The organism is Exiguobacterium sp. Leaf196, assembly GCF_001423965.1.
Classification (GTDB): Bacteria; Bacillota; Bacilli; order Exiguobacteriales; family Exiguobacteriaceae; genus Exiguobacterium_A.
The window spans coordinates 504,560-521,636 of sequence record NZ_LMPV01000001.1 but is presented as its reverse complement, the minus strand read 5'-3'; the positions used below and the strand labels follow the sequence as shown (position 1 = coordinate 521,636).

Sequence of the window (17,077 nt, the reverse complement as noted above, 5' to 3'; positions counted from 1 at the left end):
CTTCTTTTTTAATAGTCGAGCAATCTCGAAGCGTCGATTTGACGTTTCGACCCATCCGCGAACATCTCGAGTGTCGCAAAAATCTGGTCATTTGCCCATTCATAGTGAAGTAATGTGAAGTCTTCGAGTGTCGAGACCGTCTTGAACGTTTTCCCGACCGTAAACGCACGCTTCCGGCTCGCATCTTCTGCCGGAACGGTGACGAAGATGACTGTAATCTCCTCACCCTTTGTATCATAATAGAATTCAACGATCCGACCGTCCGCTGTTTCAGGTAAGACACCTTTACGGGGCTGTCCGGTCTCGTCCAATTGTACATATGGTTGCAGCATTTTTTCGCCTCACTTTCTCCGTCATTCATCATAGCACGTCCACCTGATTTATGCTAATCTATATTTGATGTGAAAGGGGGATGAGTCGCGCATGGAATGGTTCATGAACGGGATTCTGCTCTGGGGCTTTATCATGATTACACTCATGGCAATCGGCGGGTTTTTCATGTTCCGGAAGTTCCTCAAGAAGTTGCCGAAAGAAGACGGTAAATCGATGATGGACTGGGAAGATGAGTACATCGACAAGACACGACACCTTTGGACGGATGAGACGATGGAGTTATTGAACGCTCTCGTCATGCCGGTCCCATCGGCATTTCGTGATGTCGCACGTCGCAAGATTGCCGGGCGGATCGGACAATTCGCACTCGAGGAACGGGCGACAGAGATGACATCTGAACTGGTCGTCAAAGGGTATATTTCTGCGACGCCGAAACGCGATCATAAATTCTTGAAAAAAGCTTTGACGGAGCACGCCATCGACTGGCGAGACTACGCATTATATTTCCAAAATTGAAGGATGCACGAAAAAACCGCCGAAGTCACCTTCAGCGGTTTTTTATTGGGGTAAATGTGCTACAGACACGGTGCCCGATTTCACCTTTTTGTATTTGAGATACATCGCGAAGCGCCACGGGGCAATCATACCGAAGGCGACGAGATAAAAGATCCCACCTGTCTCGAAGATGTCGATTTGCCCTCCGATAAAGAATTTCGCAATCGTCCGAATGAATAAGATGCCGAATAAGACGATGAAAAACGCTTTCGAACGTTGCAGATAAATCTGCCCTTCCGCTTCATAAAAATTGGATGTCTTGATCAAAAAGATACTGAAGATGGCTCCAATGAGCAATGCTTCTGCTACCTCCGTCCATGTCAGACGGGAAGCTGGGTATAAAAACTGTAGCATTCCCGTTGACATCGCAAACGGTGGGATCAAGATTTTTTTAGCGTTCGTCGGTTTTGCTGATGCCTTCACGCGAATAAAGCTGATCAGCAAACCCATGACGAGCGCTACCCCAGTTGATATCCAAATCATCCGATCACTTCCTTGATTAAAATCCTGTGAATCCGACGATGTCACTCATCCATGCCGCGAATTTACTGAGACCGTCAAAATACAGCATGACACCGAAGACCATCATCAAAGCTCCACCGAATTTCGTTAATTTCAGACTATACTGCACGAACAGACGCGAACGACCTACGAAAAATGCCATTAATAAGAAAGGAATCGAGAACCCAAGGACGTACGCGAGCATGTAGAACATACCTTGGCTCGGATTGGTCGCAGCTAATCCGATGACTCCTGCGAGAATCGGACCTGTACATGGTGTCCAACCAGCCGCAAAACCGATTCCGACGAGTACCGTTCCGACGTATCCCCCTTTTCGTTCCCCAAGATTCAGTTTCTTTTCACGCATCAAGAATGTCGGTTGCCATAACCCGACGAGAACGACACCGAACACGAAGATGACGAGTGCCCCGACCATCCGTAACGTATCCCGATATGTGATAAAGACATCTGCGAACAAGGATGTCGAGAGTCCGAGCACAGCGAAGACCATCGCAAATCCAACGAGGAAAGCTAACGTGTGAAACAGGGATCGCCTTTCCCGTACCCCTCGTTCCTTCAAATCCGTGACCGACACTCCTGTAATATAGGAGAGAAATACAGGATACAGCGGCAACGTACACGGAGAGACGAATGATAACAAACCGGCTCCGAACGCTAACCACAATGAGAGCTCCATATGAGCATCCCCTTTCTTTACTACTATAGAAGAAGTTCCTTCTCTATTTTGCCAAACTCCTCTGCATTTAGCACCTATTATCTCATAGAAAGTTGCAAAAGATTCGTGTCCGCCAAAATTACAAAAAAATTACATTTCGTCAATTTTACTGAAATCTCGTTGCACCTAGTAAATGGACTTGCTAGAATATGGATACGACACCAATGTAAGGGAGACCGCTATGACGACACAACAACTATTGACGTTAGCCATTGAAGCCAAACGTAGCGAATTATATCATCAAGCTGACCAGTCCAGCTTCACCTCCCCGCGTGTTTTGCAACTTAGCCATGAACTCGACGTCCTACTTTTAGAATATTCACGGACGGTCCAAAACTATACCATTCACGGTTCAAACGAACCGCTCTTATCCTAATGCACGATCCAGTCAGCATTCGAGTGCGAATGCTGACTTTTTTATGACTTCTTATTTCTGATGGAGGTGCTTTATGTCTGCTCTTACGTTCTTAGCTAGTTCCCGTCCCTTTTATGTACCTGACGATCTTCCTCGATTATACGTAGATGAAGTCGAACCGCTTGAATATGTCTCCTTGAAGCAAGGACGATTCACGATGTCTTACCTTTATACGATTGATGGTGCTGATCAATGGGAGTTCATGATTTACTTAGAGCGTTATATGGAAGAAGGAGATGTCCTCGAATTACTCTACATTGAAAATCAAAATGACAGCATGCATGACCATCTACCGTCCGCTCCACTAGTAGAGCCGATTGACATCAATATTCAACAACGAACGTACCAAACGATTCACGGCACGTTTCAGCTTTCCGCTAACGATTGGATGCAGGAATTGTACCATCGTTCCTATCTGACAGCGTTTGGTGTGACGACGATCGTCAAGTATTGATCTGCGTATCACCTATTTCACTTTTTCATCACTAGACGATAAAAGGATGACATAGTTTCTATATTTAAGTCTTTTTCCTTTTAAATTGTTCGAATATTTCATTGAAAGTAAGTCAAAAGACCTATAAATGTCTATTTTTCATAATTAGTATGTCCTACCGATGACAAAAACTGTTCTTTTGCAATCTTCTTGTCATACAAGCTCAGTTTGTAACTCGAATGACATTGACCTGTAAACGCACAAGTCAGATTTGCCGTGTAAAGTAGGAACAGTAAACACAGCATATGTCAGGAGGACATCAATAATGAAAAAAGCAGTTTTCGCTGCCGGTCTTGCAGCAACAGCTCTATCAGTAGGATTTGCCCAAGAGACAGAGGCTGCCTCAGAAACGGTAACAGTAAATACACCAGTACTCAACGTACGCACAGCACCTACAACTGCATCAGCAGACGTAGGCAATGTATATAAAGGTCAAACATTAAATGTCGAAGGACGTTCTGGCGCATGGATCCAAACACACATTAACGGTCAAAAACGTTATGTCCATGGCGCGTATACGTCTGCAGCAGGCTCATTCGACTTTAAAAAAGCTACAGTTACTACGGCAGTATTAAATGTCCGCACACAACCAACGACAAGCTCGAAAGATGTCGGTAACCTCTACAAAGGTGAAAAAGTCAACGTAGAAGGTAAAGTCGGTGCATGGATCAAAACAACAATCGACGGTAAAACACGCTATGTACACAGTGCATATACAACACTCGGTAGCGTAGCGAAAGCACCAGCAGCTCAACCAGCTGCGAAGCCAGCGGCTCAACCAGCTGCGAAGCCAGCGGCTCAACCGGCTGCGAAGCCAGCACCAAAAGCAGCAGCTCAACCAGCAACTGCAACAAAACAATCAACACCTGCAAAATCAGGTACAAAAGTGACGATGAACGTCAGTGCTTACACGAACGACCCATCTAACAATGGTAGCCAACTCTACAATGGTCGTGCGTTGACAGCAAGCGGTTATGACGTTACAAATACGATCACGTACAATGGTATGCGTATCGTAGCAGCTTCTTCGCAATATCCAATCGGTACACGTATGCACATCGAAGGCATTGGTGAAGCAATCGTACTCGACCGTGGTGGCGCAATCCAAGGTAACCGTCTTGATCTTCTCGTTGGTTCACAACAAGAAGCACTCAACTGGGGTCGCCAAAACGTCACAGTTACAGTCTACTAATCAAAACAAACAACCTGCCGGGCGAGATCGCCTGGCAGGCTTTTTTTATAGCTATTTTTTTAAGAGACCGTGACATGACCAGATTGCAGTTGATACATCTTCTTATACAGTCCATCTTGCGCGATCAATTCTTGATGGTTACCTTGCTCGATCACTTCCCCTTGATGCAATACAAGAATCAAATCAGCATCTTGAATCGTTGATAATCGGTGGGCAATGGCAATCGTCGTCCGACCCTCGCGCATCCGTTCGAGCGCCACTTGGACTTTTTCTTCCGTTTCCGTATCAATCGAACTTGTCGCTTCATCGAGAATCAGGATTTTCGGATCCCGTGCCATTGTGCGTGCGAAGGAAATCAACTGACGTTCTCCAGCGGAGAATGTCGCACCCCGCTCGGCGACGGGACTGTCATATTGCTGATCGAGTTGATTGATGAATCCGTCGGCTTGAACGAACTGCGCGGCCGCTTCAACACGATCAAAGGAAATCGAACTGTCGAACAATCGAATGTTATCCGCGACCGTACCCGTAAACAAAAATGAATCCTGCAGGACGAGTCCGACATGCTTCCGAAGTTCTTCCTCCGATAACTGCTCGAGCGGTTGACCATCGATCAAAATCCGACCCGATTGGTAAGCGTAAAATCGCATCAGGATGTTGATGATTGAACTTTTTCCGCTTCCCGTATGACCAACGAGGGCAATCGTCTGTCCTTTTTTCGCCTCGAATGAAATTCCTTTCAAAACATCTTTCTCTCCATCATAACTAAAGCGAACATCTTCAAAGACGATATGTCCTTCCGACACACGTGCATCCCCTTCGAGCTGTTTCGTTGGTTCCGGTTCATCCGTATCGAGCACCTTGAATACACGGTCTGCCGAGACGACAGCTTGTTGGAACTCAGACAATTGTTGCATGATTTGCTGAACCGGTTGGAAAATTCGCTCCATGTAACTGATGAAAGCGTAAACGACACCGACTTGGACTGTTTGCGAGAATGATAAGACACCAAAGTACGTCACAAGTGTCGCAATCGAAATCGCCAGTAACAATTCGATGATGGGTCGTAGTAACCAGCTATCAAGCTTTAAGTTCTTGTAACGACCGTTTTGATGAGCGACGTTCGTCTCTTCGAATTCTGCCATTAGACGCTTTTCTTGGCGGAACTGCTGGATGATCGCCATCCCGTTGATCGATTCATTCAGTTGGGCATTGATTTTCGACAGTAAATCGCGGACTTCCGCGTAATACTTCGTCGAATACTTCCGGTAAATCCAAATGATGAAATAAAACAGTGGTAACAACAATAACGCAATCGTCGCGAGTCGCGGTTCTAACAGATAGAGGAAGATATATGTCCCAATCAACTGGACACCGCTTTGCACGAATGTCGATAAGACACCGATGTAGAGTTCTTTAATCGCTTCCGTATCGTTCGTGATCCGGGAGACGAGTACCCCAGCAGGCGTTCGATCAAAATAAGCGAGTCGTAAGTGCATGACGTGTCGGAAGACATCGATACGCAAGCGTTGAATGACTTGTAAGGCAATCTTTTGGAACTCAAATGCTTGCAAGTAATCGACGATGATCCCTGTCGTATGCAATAACAAGTACGCCGTAAACAAAAGTGCAACTTCCTTTATCGGATACGTACCCGGTGCGACATATTCATCGATAAAAATCTTGACGAGATACGGTCCCCCGAGTTTTGCCGCTGTCGTAATGAACAGCAGGATGAAAGCGATGCTGACTTGCTTTTTGAACGGTTTGACGAAATCAAGCAATCGTTTCAGGACGGCTTTTTCATTGATATCATGATTCATTCAGAACGCCCTCCTTGTTCGACGAGTGATTCTAGTTGCTGGCGGTCGTATGTCTCTTTGTACCAACCGTCGTGAGCGAGTAACTGTTCATGTGTGCCCCGTTCGATGATCCGACCATGTTCAAGGACAATGATCTCATCAGTATGCGATACAGCGGACAGGCGATGGGCAACGATGATTTGCGCTTGGTCGTGATCCGCCGTCCGGAAGTGATGGATGATCGCTTCCTCGGTTTTGGCATCGACTGCAGACAAGGCATCATCTAGTACTAAAATCGGACAGTCTGCTAGTAACGCCCGGGCAATCGAGATCCGTTGTTTTTGACCACCAGATAACGTGACACCTCGTTCCCCAACCATCGTCGCGTATCCTTCCTTAAAGCCGAGAATGTCCTCATGGACTGCTGCGATACGTGCTGCTTCCATGATGTCTTCCATTGATGCATCTGGTTTTGCAAAGGCGATATTATCCGCAATCGAAGCAGAGAACAGGAAATGATCCTGCGGAACGATCGCTATTTGGCGACGGACGGTGTCTCGTGTCAATTGTTTGATATCTCGTCCGCCAATCGTGATCGCGCCTTGTTTAACGTCATATTCACGCGATAACAAACGAACGAATGTCGATTTCCCAGCACCCGTCTTTCCGACGATCCCAAGCGATTTCCCAGGCTTCAACGTCACATCGATCTCTTGAAGGACCGGTTGCGTGTCATAGATGAATCGTTTAATCCCGACATGAAGTTCTGGTGACGAGACACTCGTTGCTGCTTCCTTCGCATCTTTAATTTCTGGTTCGATCGCAAGCATCCGTTCGATCCGGTCATAGGAAGCACGACCCCGTTCAACGATGTTGAACAACCAACCGAAGGCGAGCATTGGCCACGTCAATAAACCAAGATATGTAGTGAAGGAAACGATATCACCAATCCGGATTTCGCCTTGTCGTAACAAGTAGGCGCCATAGCCGACCGCGATGATATACGATAGACCGACTAATCCAAAAATCGTCGGATCAAACAGTGCATCAATTTTCGCCACACGACGATTCTTTTGAACGACGTCATCAGACAGATCGGTAAACGTCTGCACGTCGGATTCGACTTCCCCTGTTGCTTTTAAGACACGGACACCACTGATGCTCTCCGCGACCTTATCGTTCAAATCAGAGAACGCTTCTTGCGCGTCATGAAAACGGGAATGTAACATCTTACCGTAGCGTGACGTCAAATAGACCATCAGTGGCATTGGCAAAAGTGACACGAGCGTTAATTTCCAGCTGATCGTCGTGACCATTGTGATGATGACAAAGCTCCCCATTGTCAACGAGTCGACGAGCGTTAGAATGCCAGCCCCCGCTGTCATCGAAACAGCTTGTACGTCGTTCGTCGCATGTGCCATCAAATCTCCGCTGCGATATTTCTTATAGAACGATTGATCCAAATCTGAAAAATGACCATACAATTGACTGCGTAACAATCGCCCGAGGCGAATCGATGCACCGAAAATGTGAAAACGCCAAAAATAACGAATGAAATACGTCGCGACCCCGATGAGTAACAATGTACCAGCTAGACGAATCAAATCATTCTTCGTCAAGCTTCCTTCACTCAGACCATTGACTGTCGTTCCGATGACCTTCGGTGGAATAAGTTCTAACCCTGCCACAAAAATCAAACAGATGACCCCAAGACTATACGCTTTCCATTCTCGTCGGAAAAACCAACCGAGTTTCCTGAAGACTCCCATTCAAGTCTCCCCCCTTTTTTAAAATCCTATGATTATTTGAAATAGTCTCACATTTTAGATTAGTTCTCTTTCTAAAAAATAGCAAATAAAAAGGAGACCATTTGGTCCCCTTTCGTGCAGCTTATTTTTTAGGTGATTTCATTGAACCACTCATTGAACGCATCACTTGGTTGACTTTCTTTTGTGATGGCTTTTGACCCATTTGCATCATCAATGTCTTAATCATATCTTCGTTGATTGGTGGGTTTTGCTCCAAGTAGTTCATCATGTATCGACGAGCGATATAGAAACCAAGGGCGACACCTGCTACCAAGCAAAGAAGGGCAATTAAAATCCAAATCCATGTAGCCAAGTTGCTTCCTCCTCTAACTTAAAACGTCGCTTTTTACTATACTATAATTCCAATTGTTTGCATAGATGATAATAGATGAAAAACGAGTCCGACGTAAGATCGGACCCGTTTTTCCGGAAATGATTATCCGAGTTGCTTGACAGTCGCTAAAACGTTCTCAACAGACATGCCGTATTCTTTCAAGAGGAAGTCTCCAGGAGCAGATGCGCCGAAACGATCGATTCCGATGACTTGTCCTTCTGTTCCTACATATTTGTACCAACCGAGTGAAGCCCCTGCTTCGATTGCTACACGTTTCGTGATGTGTTTTGGAAGAACCGATTCTTTATACTCTGCTGATTGTGCTTCGAATACTTCCCATGATGGAAGTGAAACGACAGCTGCTGATTCACCAAGTTCTTTTTGTGCTTCGACAAGAAGGTGAACTTCTGAACCAGTACCGAGCAAGAGTGTATCAGCTTTCGTAACGTCACCAGCGATGACATAACCACCTTTTTCAGCACCCTCTGTCGTCGTACCTTCAAGTTCAGGAAGACCTTGACGTGTCAAGACGAGGAGTGTCGGTTTATCTTTTGCTTGAACTGCTGTTTTCCATGCTGCGATCGTCTCTTTTCCGTCTGCTGGACGGTAGATCGTGACGTTCGGCATTGCACGGAAGCTCATCAAGTGTTCGACTGGCTCGTGTGTTGGACCATCTTCACCAACAGCGATCGAGTCGTGCGTCAAGACGAAGATTGATGGAAGTCCCATTAATGCAGCAAGACGAACCGCCGGACGGAGGTAATCCGAGAAGACAAAGAATGTCGCGCCGTAAGGAATGACGCCGCCGTGAAGTGCCATACCGTTGACAGCTGCTGCCATTGCGAATTCACGTACCCCGAACCAGATGTTGCGACCGCTTGGATCGATATCGAAGTCTGCTTCGCCTTTAAGCATCGTGTTGTTTGATCCTGCAAGGTCAGCTGAACCACCGAACAATGTCGGAACGTTCTTCGCGAGACCATTCAAGACTTCTCCGCTTGTTTGACGCGTTGCTTTTTTCGACGACAAGTCGTATGTCGGAAGGTCTGCTTCCCAGTTGCTTGGCAATTCGTTTGCAATCGCGCGAACGAGTTCAGCATGCAATTCTGGATGCGCTGCTTCGTATTGTTTCATTGTCTCGTTCCATGCGTCTTCTGCAGAAGCACCACGTTGGACGATCCGCTCGTCAAACAATGATTTGACTTCTTCAGGTACGTAGAACTCTTCGTGATCCCAAATGTAGCTTGCTTTCGTCAATTTGATTTCTGCTTCACCAAGTGGTGCACCGTGAGAAGCCGACTTCCCTGATTTGTTCGGTGAACCGAAACCGATGACTGTTTTGACTTCGATCAATGTCGGTTTTGTCGTCTCTGCCTGTGCCGCCGCGATTGCTTTCGAAATGGAATCGATATCCGTTCCGTCTTCTACGCGAATGACTTGCCAGTTATACGCTTCGAAGCGCTTCTGGACGTTTTCAGAGAATGATTTGTCGAGATCGCCATCAAGTGAGATATCGTTTGAATCATACAATACGACTAATTTTCCAAGACCAAGGTGACCTGCGAGTGAAGCAGCTTCCGCTGAAACACCTTCCATCAAGTCTCCGTCTCCACAGATTCCGTATGTGAAGTGATCAACGACGTTGAGATCGTCACGGTTGTATTTTGCTTCAAGATGACGTTCTGCCATCGCCATACCAACTGCCATCGCGATCCCTTGACCAAGTGGACCCGTTGTTGCATCTACACCAGCCGTGTGACGGTATTCCGGATGACCCGGTGTTTTTGATCCCCATTGACGGAACGATTTTAGATCATCCATCGATAGATCATATCCCGATAGGTGGAGGAGTGAGTAGAGAAGCATCGAACCGTGTCCGGCTGAAAGTACAAAACGGTCGCGGTTGAACCATTCTGGATTTTTAGGGTTGTGGTTCATATGATCCGCCCAAAGCGAGAATGCCATTGGTGCTGCTCCCATTGGCATACCTGGGTGACCCGAGTTCGCCTTTTGTACGGCATCAATCGATAAGGTACGAATCGTATTAATTGCTAATTGTTCTACTGTCGTCATGTTCGTCAAAACAATCATCCTCTCTCTTTTTCACAAATTCCTACTCATTTTAGCACACTCTTAAATGTGATACAACTTTTCTAAATAGTATGTCACATTAAAATGAATGCGCTATCTATAGCCGTTCTGTCGACTCATACAGGATGCATGAATCCATGAAAGATCGCTATTAAGATGTATTGCTATCGTACAATGTTTCCTCATCTACTCGCTCTAAACAAAAAAGAGGTCCGCTTGCGCGAGACCTCTTTCTTCTATAAAAGAAACGAACGATTATTGTTTATTCCGTTCTTCTTCTTGTGCTTGTTTCAATTTCTCAGGTGTTACGTCCGTTCCCTCTTCATCGACGATTTTCATACCCATGAGTTGGTTTTTGAACGATCCACGGAATGCTGCGAGATACGCTGCACGTAATTCTTTTTGCTCTGCCGTTTCCGCTTCCGATAACGGCTCAACTTTTGATTTATTCGCTAATGCATTAATTCGATCTAATTGTTCTTGTGATAACATGGAATCCCTCTTTCTCTATGACTCAAACTTGAGTAGTTCAATTGTATTCTTACTGTAAAAGAGCTTACAAAAAAAAGCAAGTTAACCGCGTCAGTCGACGGGTTACTTGCTTCTCATTCCGGACTAGGTGTCAGTTCGCGGTATTCAAGATATCGACGATTGACCGTTGCTTTTGAAATATCATGCCCCATCCCCCGCAAGGTGATGGCGATATCAGAAAACGTCAATCCGAGTTCTCGAAGACGTACAATTTCTTCGATCGGTACGTCTTTTCGACTACGTCCTGCGTTCTCTCCTTGGCGATTGAGGTTTCGTTCCGGGCGAAAACCTTGTTCGACTGCTCGCCGCATGCCACGGGCGATTTTTGCATTATGCAGTTTCCGTTGGTATTCTTCCACGAGTGAAACGATCTCAAGGACCATCGCTTCTGCATCCGCAAGTTGATATTCTCCATCTGAATCAAGCGTCATCAAGCGGACCCCATGTTTTTTGAATGTATGCAAAATAGCGATTTTTGCATTCCCTCGACCAATCCGTGTATCATCCGTCACGAGGACCGCATCTACCGTATCGCGTGTCACATAATCAAGAACTGTTAACATCCCTTCCCGATCAACATCATATCCACTCTCTTTTTCAGAGACGATATCCACGACATCAAATCCCTTTTGAGACGCAACCTTCGAAAGCTCCATCCGTTGGCGTTCAATCGAACTATCTTGTGCTTCTTTTTCGGTCGATACTCGACAATAAATCACGACCTTCATCGTACCTCACATCCCTGTTCGTTCTTTCACAACTTTTCCATTTTGTCATTGTTGTGCGATTGGTACAACGATTTTGCTTTTTGAGATGACATGTTTTGTCTCAACATCATTATTTTTGATCAACCAGTTGACGTATTCCTCATCTGACATCGAACCGTCATTGTAGACTTCAGCAATTTGTTCGACTGTAGCGTCCTCATCGACCGTAACGGAAGCTGTCATCAATTGCGCTACCTTTTCATCTGGGCGTGGTGTGAGTAAAAAGATCACGAAAGCAATACTTAATGCATAGAAGAGAATAGAAAAAGCATGAGTACGAATCGTATGAATCATCATGAATCCCTCCAAATATGAAATGAATGAGTTAGAATAAATGTTCGCGGAACAATTGTTCGCATAATTCATAATAAACACAGAACCCGTGTTCGGTCAACACAAAATGTCGAACAATTGTTTGTACGCTCATTTGTTCTATGTTATAGTGAATTTAGAAACATATATTCTTACATTTCAAACTTCAATCCAGAAAGAGGTGGCAATTCGTATGCGGAAAATGTCTAAGCGCCAACAAGAGATTCTCGACTACATCGTCTCTGAAGTGAAACTGAAGGGGTATCCACCATCAGTTCGTGAAATCGGAGAAGCAGTCGGACTCGCGTCTAGCTCGACGGTACACGGTCATTTGGATCGACTCGAGAAACGGGGAATGATTCGCCGTGACCCGACGAAACCACGTGCGATTGAGATATTGCTTGATAAGCCTGAAGAAATCACGGAAGCCATCGTTCATGTTCCTGTCATCGGGAAAGTCACAGCTGGTCTTCCGATTACAGCGATTGAAAACATCGAAGAACAATTCCCGCTCCCTGCACATTATGTAGGAAACGAAACGGTCTTCATGTTGACGATCGATGGTGAATCAATGATTAACGCAGGTATTCTTGACGGCGATCGTGTCATCGTACGCCAACAAAACACAGCAGAAAACGGAGAAATCGTCGTAGCTATGACCGAAGATAGCGAAGCGACGGTGAAACGGTTCTTCTTAGAAGATCAACAGGTACGTCTACAACCAGAAAATGACTCGATGGATCCGATGTATTTCGATAATGTCTCCATTCTTGGTAAGGTAATCGGCGTGTATCGGACGATTCATTGACGGAGGGACCAGTTACGACTGGTCTTTTTTCATGCCTTCAGGAAATGTACATGATACCGTCAATACCGTCGCACTGACGGGTTACGTTGCGTATTCGGTCGCAACGCAACAAACGGATTGGTTACCGACTGCCATCGGAATCGCTGTCGGTACGCTTTGGTTGTCACCTGACCTCGATTTAAAGTCAGAACCGTATTATCGCTTTGGACCATTTCGAGTCCTGTGGATGCCTTATGTCAAGATCATGCCCCACCGCTCGATCTGGTCACACGGATTGATCATTGGGGATGTCATCCGACTCCTTTATAGTGCTGCACTTGTGATTCCCTTATTATTTCTCAGCTTGTATTTTCAAGTCATCGCATCAGAGACCATTGATTCCTGGTTCGCTTCCCTACCCGCTTTTGTCATTGGTATCATGGTAGCTAGCACAATTCATATCCTACTAGATTATTCCAGTAGTTGGTTTCGACCTAAAAAAAGAAAAAAGCGTCGTCGTTAACACCTCTTTTGCTTGCTTGCAGGCAAGACGAGGTGTTTTCTTATCCACTTTTTCGTATCTTTAAACATTAAAATAAAAAATTTCCATTCCTATATTTCAATTATATGTATTGAAAACGTTATCAAATCGGAGTAATTTAAAGTAGAAAGACCATTATTTGCTTTAATCCAAAGGGAGGGTTTTTGCATGAATAACTTTGTATTGGAAATGATCGGTACGATGATCCTCATTCTGCTCGGGGATGGCGTTGTCGCCGGTGTCGTCTTGAGAAAGACGAAGTCCGAAAACAGCGGATGGATTGTCATCACGTTCGCTTGGGGTCTTGCCGTCATGACAGGAGCATTCGTCGCTGCTGAGAGTGGAGCTCACTTGAACCCCGCTTTAACAATTGCACTTGCTTTAAACTCTGATTTACCGTGGGCAGACGTTCCTGTCTATATTGCCGGACAACTTGTCGGAGCTTTCATCGGCGCCATTCTCGTTTGGCTTCATTACATGAAACATTTTGAAGCGACTGATGATCAAGCTGCAAAACTCGGTGTGTTCGCAACAGGTCCAGCGATTCGCCATACGCCGTCGAACTTGATTTCTGAAATCATCGGGACATTCGTTCTCGTCTTCGGTATCTTGGCGCTCGGTTTAACGACATTCGGTGACGGCTTAAAACCACTTATCGTCGGTTTACTCGTCGTCGTCATCGGTCTATCACTTGGTGGTACAACAGGATATGCCATCAACCCGGCCCGTGACCTTGGACCGCGTATCGCACATGCTATCTTACCGATTCCGAATAAAGGGTCATCTGACTGGGGCTACTCATGGATTCCAGTTGTTGGTCCAATCATCGGCGGAGCGCTTGCCGTGTTCATCTACCAATTGGTCTACTAAGATCACGTTTCACTAACACATACCGCTCAAGGGGGATTTCGAAATGGAAAACAAGTATATCCTAGCACTCGACCAAGGTACGACAAGCTCACGTGCGATCATCTTCGATCACGACGGGAAAATCGTCAACTCGGCACAACGGGAATTCAAGCAATACTTCCCGCAACCAGGCTGGGTCGAGCACGATGCAAACGAAATCTGGGGTTCGATTCTTGCTGTTATGGCTGAAGCACTCGGAACAGCAGATATCAAACCTGAGCAAATCGCCGGAATCGGAATCACGAACCAACGTGAAACGACAGTGGTCTGGAACAAAGAAACAGGTAAACCGGTTTATCACGCGCTCGTTTGGCAATCACGTCAAACGTCTGGTATCTGTGACGATTTAAAAGAACAGGGCTTGAATCAGAAGTTCCGCGATAAAACAGGACTTTTGATTGATGCCTACTTCTCTGGTACGAAAGTCAAATGGATCCTCGACAATGTCGAAGGTGCACGTGAGCAAGCAGAGAACGGTGAATTACTCTTCGGTACGATCGATACGTGGCTCGTTTGGAAATTGTCTGGTGGAAAAACGCATATCACGGATTACACGAACGCTTCACGGACATTGATGTACAACATCTATGAGCAAAAATGGGATGAAGAGTTGCTCGATATCCTCGGTGTTCCTGCATCAATGTTACCAGAAGTTCGTCAATCGAGTGAAGTCTACGACAAGACGGTACCATATCACTTCTTCGGTTACGAAGTGCCAATCGCTGGGATCGCTGGTGACCAACAAGCTGCACTCTTTGGTCAAACGTGTTTTGAAGAAGGTGAAGGAAAGAACACATACGGAACAGGTTGTTTCATGCTCATGAACACAGGTGAGAAAGCCGTTTCTTCTGACCACGGACTCTTGACGACAATTGCTTGGGGAGTTGATGGAAAAGTCGAATATGCGCTCGAAGGCTCTATCTTCGTCGCCGGTTCTGCAATCCAGTGGCTCCGCGATGGACTCCGTATGTTGAAACACGCGAAAGATTCAGAAGGCTATGCAACGAAAGTCGATTCAACAGACGGTGTTTACGTCGTTCCTGCTTTTGTCGGTCTTGGTGCACCGTATTGGGATTCAGATGTTCGTGGGGCGATCTTCGGATTAACACGCGGAACAGATAAAGAGCACTTCGTTCGGGCAACGCTTGAATCACTCGCTTATCAAACACGCGACGTGTTGACAGCGATGGAACAAGATTCTGGAATCGAACTGAAAACACTTCGTGTCGACGGTGGTGCTGTAGCCAATAACTTCTTGATGCAGTTCCAATCGGATATCCTCGGCGTTCCTGTCGATCGTCCAGAAATCAACGAAACGACAGCACTCGGTGCAGCATATCTTGCTGGATTAGCCGTCGGTTACTGGAAAGATAAAGCGGAAATCAAACAACAATGGAAGCTCGATCATCAGTTTAAACCAGAGATGAAAGAAGACGATCGTGAACAACGCTATGCTGGATGGCAAAAAGCAGTGGAAGCGACAATGGTCTTTAAACCATCGAAATAAGTTAATTAATAACCCGATCCCTTTTACAGAGGGACCGGGTTTTTGATATCTTATAGAAAATATAGCGTGAGGTGCCTCATGAATACCATTTATTCTGATCAACAGCTAAAAGAATACATTCAGTTCGCGCTTGATGGCAACATCACGCATGAAGAACTGGCAGACTGGTGTTACCGGTATATGATCAATGTCTACCATAATGATTATTATCATCTTGCAACTGACGGACGTGGAACTTATCCATTAAGTGAACAAGCGACTGAAGTAGTAAACGATATCGATGCACAATGGGATCTCTATCTTTATAACACGTATTCTTTGGATGCATTACAAACACTTAATTTAGCTACAGTTTGCTTACCTAGAGAGTGGTTAGAAGAGTGGCTCCGGTCGTTTTGATTCATGAGAGTCTCTACTAAGTTTTAATATGAATAAAAGTAATTGAAATAAATCCCCCTCGCCTATTCGCAATGGGGGATTCATTACTTATTTGCCAAACTCATTTTTTAATCCGTCTTCAATCTCATCGACGGATTTCGACTGTCCACTTAAAACAGCTGCTAGAAAAGCACCTTCGACGAGTGGTGCGTCGATAAAACGTACCGTCCGTTCGCCACTGTATAATTCAAGTGCTAGTTCCGTGTTCATCGTCGCAGAACCAATATCCGTTAAGACGACTCCATCGTCGTCTAGTGTATTCAGTATTTCTTCGATTCGTGTTGCGTCCGTTCCAATGCTACCATCTTCAAGACCGGCTGCTACTAAGACTGGCGTATCCGGTGCCATCTCTGCCAACAGTTCTTTCAGCCCAGCCGCGAGTTTTTCACTATGAGAAACAAGTACAAGATTAACCATGAAGCACCTCCGCAATTTCGCTGAGTAGCAAAGCACTCGATAAACTACCTGGGTCCTGGACGCCTTCCGTCGCTTCACCGAAGTAGGACGCGCGCCCTTTCGTTGCGATACGCGCTTTTGTATCAGCAAGTGCTTGATCGATTGCCGCTTTCAAGTCCTCTTCTTGCGAGAGCGCTTCTTGGAACGGTGTCCAGATATCGACCATCGTCTTTTGACCGAATTCCGATTTCCCACGCGATTTGATCCCTTCCGTCGCTTCGCGGAAAGCGTCTGCAAGATCCGTACCTTCGACTTCTGTTTTCCCTTTGAATGCACCGGCGAACTTAACGAATGCTGTCCCGTATAAAGGACCGGATGCCCCACCAATCGTTTTGATCAGCGTCATCCCGACTTCTTTGGATAAAGCTCCTAAATCCTCATATTCGCCGTGTTCTTCTAGCGTCTTCTGGACTGCTTGGAAGCCACGCGACATGTTAATTCCATGATCTCCATCACCAATTTCCCGGTCAAGGTCCGTCAATTCATCCTTATGCTGTTCGATCTGTTCCGCTGCTTTGAGGAGCGCGCTTTGCAACTGTTCCGTCGTCAACTTCATGTTTTTACACCCC

21 protein-coding genes are annotated in these 17,077 nt (G+C 45.8%); 9 read left to right on the top strand and 12 right to left on the bottom strand.

All coding sequences use genetic code 11. From position 1 onward, the window contains the following. Nucleotides 1-8: 8 nt before the first annotated feature. Nucleotides 9-332: a hypothetical protein gene (locus ASG02_RS02690; RefSeq protein WP_023467783.1), complete on the bottom strand. Its 324-nt coding sequence runs from the start codon at nt 330-332 to the stop codon at nt 9-11. A 91-nt stretch (nt 333-423) separates the two neighbouring features. Between ASG02_RS02690 and ASG02_RS02685 the strand changes: the two genes are divergently transcribed. Continuing rightward, entirely contained in the window at nt 424-849 is a 426-nt protein-coding gene (locus ASG02_RS02685) for a DUF2621 family protein (RefSeq protein ID WP_035408684.1), read from the top strand. A 42-nt stretch (nt 850-891) separates the two neighbouring features. Here the strand turns inward: ASG02_RS02685 and ASG02_RS02680 are convergent, their stop codons facing one another. Both ASG02_RS02680 and ASG02_RS02675 read right to left on the bottom strand, forming a co-directional pair. Next, on the bottom strand, nt 892-1,371 hold the full coding sequence (locus ASG02_RS02680) for a CcdC family protein (protein WP_035408686.1): 480 nt from the start codon (nt 1,369-1,371) through the stop codon (nt 892-894). Between the two features lie 16 nt (nt 1,372-1,387). Continuing rightward, entirely contained in the window at nt 1,388-2,086 is a 699-nt protein-coding gene (locus ASG02_RS02675) for a cytochrome c biogenesis CcdA family protein (RefSeq protein ID WP_035408688.1), read from the bottom strand. A gap of 220 nt (nt 2,087-2,306) precedes the next feature. Here ASG02_RS02675 and ASG02_RS02670 point away from each other — a divergent pair, with 220 nt between their 5' ends. From ASG02_RS02670 to ASG02_RS02660, 3 genes are all read left to right on the top strand, one after another. After that, nucleotides 2,307-2,501 carry an aspartyl-phosphate phosphatase Spo0E family protein gene (locus ASG02_RS02670; RefSeq protein ID WP_023467779.1) on the top strand — a complete coding sequence of 65 codons (195 nt, stop codon included), beginning with the start codon at nt 2,307-2,309 and terminating at the stop codon, nt 2,499-2,501. 73 nt (nt 2,502-2,574) lie between these two features. Then, nucleotides 2,575-2,994: a hypothetical protein gene (locus tag ASG02_RS02665; RefSeq protein ID WP_035408690.1), complete on the top strand. Its 420-nt coding sequence runs from the start codon at nt 2,575-2,577 to the stop codon at nt 2,992-2,994. Between the two features lie 304 nt (nt 2,995-3,298). Continuing rightward, a complete protein-coding gene (locus ASG02_RS02660) occupies nt 3,299-4,225 on the top strand; it encodes an SH3 domain-containing protein (protein WP_056060556.1) in 927 nt (308 codons plus the stop codon). 59 nt (nt 4,226-4,284) lie between these two features. On the opposite strand, the gene ASG02_RS02655 is transcribed toward ASG02_RS02660, so the two are convergent. From ASG02_RS02655 to ASG02_RS02625, 7 genes are all read right to left on the bottom strand, one after another. Next, nucleotides 4,285-6,048: an ABC transporter ATP-binding protein gene (locus tag ASG02_RS02655; protein WP_056060553.1), complete on the bottom strand. Its 1,764-nt coding sequence runs from the start codon at nt 6,046-6,048 to the stop codon at nt 4,285-4,287. Continuing rightward, nucleotides 6,045-7,796, bottom strand: a complete 1,752-nt coding sequence (locus ASG02_RS02650) for an ABC transporter transmembrane domain-containing protein (RefSeq protein WP_056060551.1) — start codon at nt 7,794-7,796, stop codon at nt 6,045-6,047. The genes ASG02_RS02655 and ASG02_RS02650 overlap by 4 nt, the downstream gene beginning before the upstream one ends. 121 nt (nt 7,797-7,917) lie before the next feature. Then, the gene (locus ASG02_RS02645; protein ID WP_012370001.1) at nt 7,918-8,148 is read right to left on the bottom strand and encodes a YneF family protein; all 231 of its coding nucleotides are present in this window, start codon (nt 8,146-8,148) and stop codon (nt 7,918-7,920) included. A 123-nt stretch (nt 8,149-8,271) separates the two neighbouring features. Further along, on the bottom strand, nt 8,272-10,260 hold the full coding sequence (tkt, locus tag ASG02_RS02640) for a transketolase (RefSeq protein WP_056060546.1): 1,989 nt from the start codon (nt 10,258-10,260) through the stop codon (nt 8,272-8,274). A gap of 255 nt (nt 10,261-10,515) precedes the next feature. Further along, the gene (locus ASG02_RS02635) at nt 10,516-10,752 is read right to left on the bottom strand and encodes a DUF896 domain-containing protein (protein ID WP_035398122.1); all 237 of its coding nucleotides are present in this window, start codon (nt 10,750-10,752) and stop codon (nt 10,516-10,518) included. A gap of 113 nt (nt 10,753-10,865) precedes the next feature. Further along, nucleotides 10,866-11,519: a recombinase family protein gene (locus ASG02_RS02630; RefSeq protein WP_035408704.1), complete on the bottom strand. Its 654-nt coding sequence runs from the start codon at nt 11,517-11,519 to the stop codon at nt 10,866-10,868. Nucleotides 11,520-11,564: 45 nt separating this feature from the next. Further along, a complete protein-coding gene (locus ASG02_RS02625; protein ID WP_056060543.1) occupies nt 11,565-11,852 on the bottom strand; it encodes a hypothetical protein in 288 nt (95 codons plus the stop codon). A 211-nt stretch (nt 11,853-12,063) separates the two neighbouring features. Between ASG02_RS02625 and lexA the strand changes: the two genes are divergently transcribed. From lexA to ASG02_RS02600, 5 genes are all read left to right on the top strand, one after another. Further along, nucleotides 12,064-12,678 carry a transcriptional repressor LexA gene (gene lexA / locus ASG02_RS02620; RefSeq protein ID WP_023467770.1) on the top strand — a complete coding sequence of 205 codons (615 nt, stop codon included), beginning with the start codon at nt 12,064-12,066 and terminating at the stop codon, nt 12,676-12,678. A gap of 31 nt (nt 12,679-12,709) precedes the next feature. Then, complete coding sequence (locus ASG02_RS02615; RefSeq protein ID WP_035408706.1) at nt 12,710-13,180, top strand: metal-binding protein; 471 nt, start codon at nt 12,710-12,712, stop codon at nt 13,178-13,180. Nucleotides 13,181-13,366: 186 nt separating this feature from the next. Then, complete coding sequence (locus tag ASG02_RS02610; RefSeq protein ID WP_056060540.1) at nt 13,367-14,068, top strand: MIP/aquaporin family protein; 702 nt, start codon at nt 13,367-13,369, stop codon at nt 14,066-14,068. Between the two features lie 43 nt (nt 14,069-14,111). After that, the gene (gene glpK, locus ASG02_RS02605; protein WP_035408709.1) at nt 14,112-15,614 is read left to right on the top strand and encodes a glycerol kinase GlpK; all 1,503 of its coding nucleotides are present in this window, start codon (nt 14,112-14,114) and stop codon (nt 15,612-15,614) included. Nucleotides 15,615-15,692: 78 nt separating this feature from the next. Next, nucleotides 15,693-16,013 (top strand): hypothetical protein, encoded by a 321-nt coding sequence (locus ASG02_RS02600; protein WP_056060537.1) that lies wholly within the window; start codon nt 15,693-15,695, stop codon nt 16,011-16,013. An 87-nt stretch (nt 16,014-16,100) separates the two neighbouring features. On the opposite strand, the gene dhaM is transcribed toward ASG02_RS02600, so the two are convergent. Both dhaM and dhaL read right to left on the bottom strand, forming a co-directional pair. Next, nucleotides 16,101-16,469 carry a dihydroxyacetone kinase phosphoryl donor subunit DhaM gene (dhaM, locus tag ASG02_RS02595; protein ID WP_056060536.1) on the bottom strand — a complete coding sequence of 123 codons (369 nt, stop codon included), beginning with the start codon at nt 16,467-16,469 and terminating at the stop codon, nt 16,101-16,103. Next, nucleotides 16,462-17,064: a dihydroxyacetone kinase subunit DhaL gene (gene dhaL / locus ASG02_RS02590; RefSeq protein WP_056060533.1), complete on the bottom strand. Its 603-nt coding sequence runs from the start codon at nt 17,062-17,064 to the stop codon at nt 16,462-16,464. The genes dhaM and dhaL overlap by 8 nt, the downstream gene beginning before the upstream one ends. Nucleotides 17,065-17,077 lie beyond the last annotated feature (13 nt).

What these genes read in the sequence shown, in the direction of transcription:
- ASG02_RS02690 (WP_023467783.1), bottom strand. Translation starts at nt 332, where the DNA reads ATGCTGCAACCATATGTACAATTGGACGAGACCGGACAGCCCCGTAAA.
- ASG02_RS02685 (WP_035408684.1), top strand. Translation starts at nt 424, where the DNA reads ATGGAATGGTTCATGAACGGGATTCTGCTCTGGGGCTTTATCATGATT.
- ASG02_RS02680 (WP_035408686.1), bottom strand. Translation starts at nt 1,371, where the DNA reads ATGATTTGGATATCAACTGGGGTAGCGCTCGTCATGGGTTTGCTGATC.
- ASG02_RS02675 (WP_035408688.1), bottom strand. Translation starts at nt 2,086, where the DNA reads ATGGAGCTCTCATTGTGGTTAGCGTTCGGAGCCGGTTTGTTATCATTC.
- ASG02_RS02670 (WP_023467779.1), top strand. Translation starts at nt 2,307, where the DNA reads ATGACGACACAACAACTATTGACGTTAGCCATTGAAGCCAAACGTAGC.
- ASG02_RS02665 (WP_035408690.1), top strand. Translation starts at nt 2,575, where the DNA reads ATGTCTGCTCTTACGTTCTTAGCTAGTTCCCGTCCCTTTTATGTACCT.
- ASG02_RS02660 (WP_056060556.1), top strand. Translation starts at nt 3,299, where the DNA reads ATGAAAAAAGCAGTTTTCGCTGCCGGTCTTGCAGCAACAGCTCTATCA.
- ASG02_RS02655 (WP_056060553.1), bottom strand. Translation starts at nt 6,048, where the DNA reads ATGAATCATGATATCAATGAAAAAGCCGTCCTGAAACGATTGCTTGAT.
- ASG02_RS02650 (WP_056060551.1), bottom strand. Translation starts at nt 7,796, where the DNA reads ATGGGAGTCTTCAGGAAACTCGGTTGGTTTTTCCGACGAGAATGGAAA.
- tkt (WP_056060546.1), bottom strand. Translation starts at nt 10,260, where the DNA reads ATGATTGTTTTGACGAACATGACGACAGTAGAACAATTAGCAATTAAT.
- ASG02_RS02635 (WP_035398122.1), bottom strand. Translation starts at nt 10,752, where the DNA reads ATGTTATCACAAGAACAATTAGATCGAATTAATGCATTAGCGAATAAA.
- ASG02_RS02630 (WP_035408704.1), bottom strand. Translation starts at nt 11,519, where the DNA reads ATGAAGGTCGTGATTTATTGTCGAGTATCGACCGAAAAAGAAGCACAA.
- ASG02_RS02625 (WP_056060543.1), bottom strand. Translation starts at nt 11,852, where the DNA reads ATGATTCATACGATTCGTACTCATGCTTTTTCTATTCTCTTCTATGCA.
- lexA (WP_023467770.1), top strand. Translation starts at nt 12,064, where the DNA reads ATGCGGAAAATGTCTAAGCGCCAACAAGAGATTCTCGACTACATCGTC.
- ASG02_RS02615 (WP_035408706.1), top strand. Translation starts at nt 12,710, where the DNA reads ATGCCTTCAGGAAATGTACATGATACCGTCAATACCGTCGCACTGACG.
- ASG02_RS02610 (WP_056060540.1), top strand. Translation starts at nt 13,367, where the DNA reads ATGAATAACTTTGTATTGGAAATGATCGGTACGATGATCCTCATTCTG.
- glpK (WP_035408709.1), top strand. Translation starts at nt 14,112, where the DNA reads ATGGAAAACAAGTATATCCTAGCACTCGACCAAGGTACGACAAGCTCA.
- ASG02_RS02600 (WP_056060537.1), top strand. Translation starts at nt 15,693, where the DNA reads ATGAATACCATTTATTCTGATCAACAGCTAAAAGAATACATTCAGTTC.
- dhaM (WP_056060536.1), bottom strand. Translation starts at nt 16,469, where the DNA reads ATGGTTAATCTTGTACTTGTTTCTCATAGTGAAAAACTCGCGGCTGGG.
- dhaL (WP_056060533.1), bottom strand. Translation starts at nt 17,064, where the DNA reads ATGAAGTTGACGACGGAACAGTTGCAAAGCGCGCTCCTCAAAGCAGCG.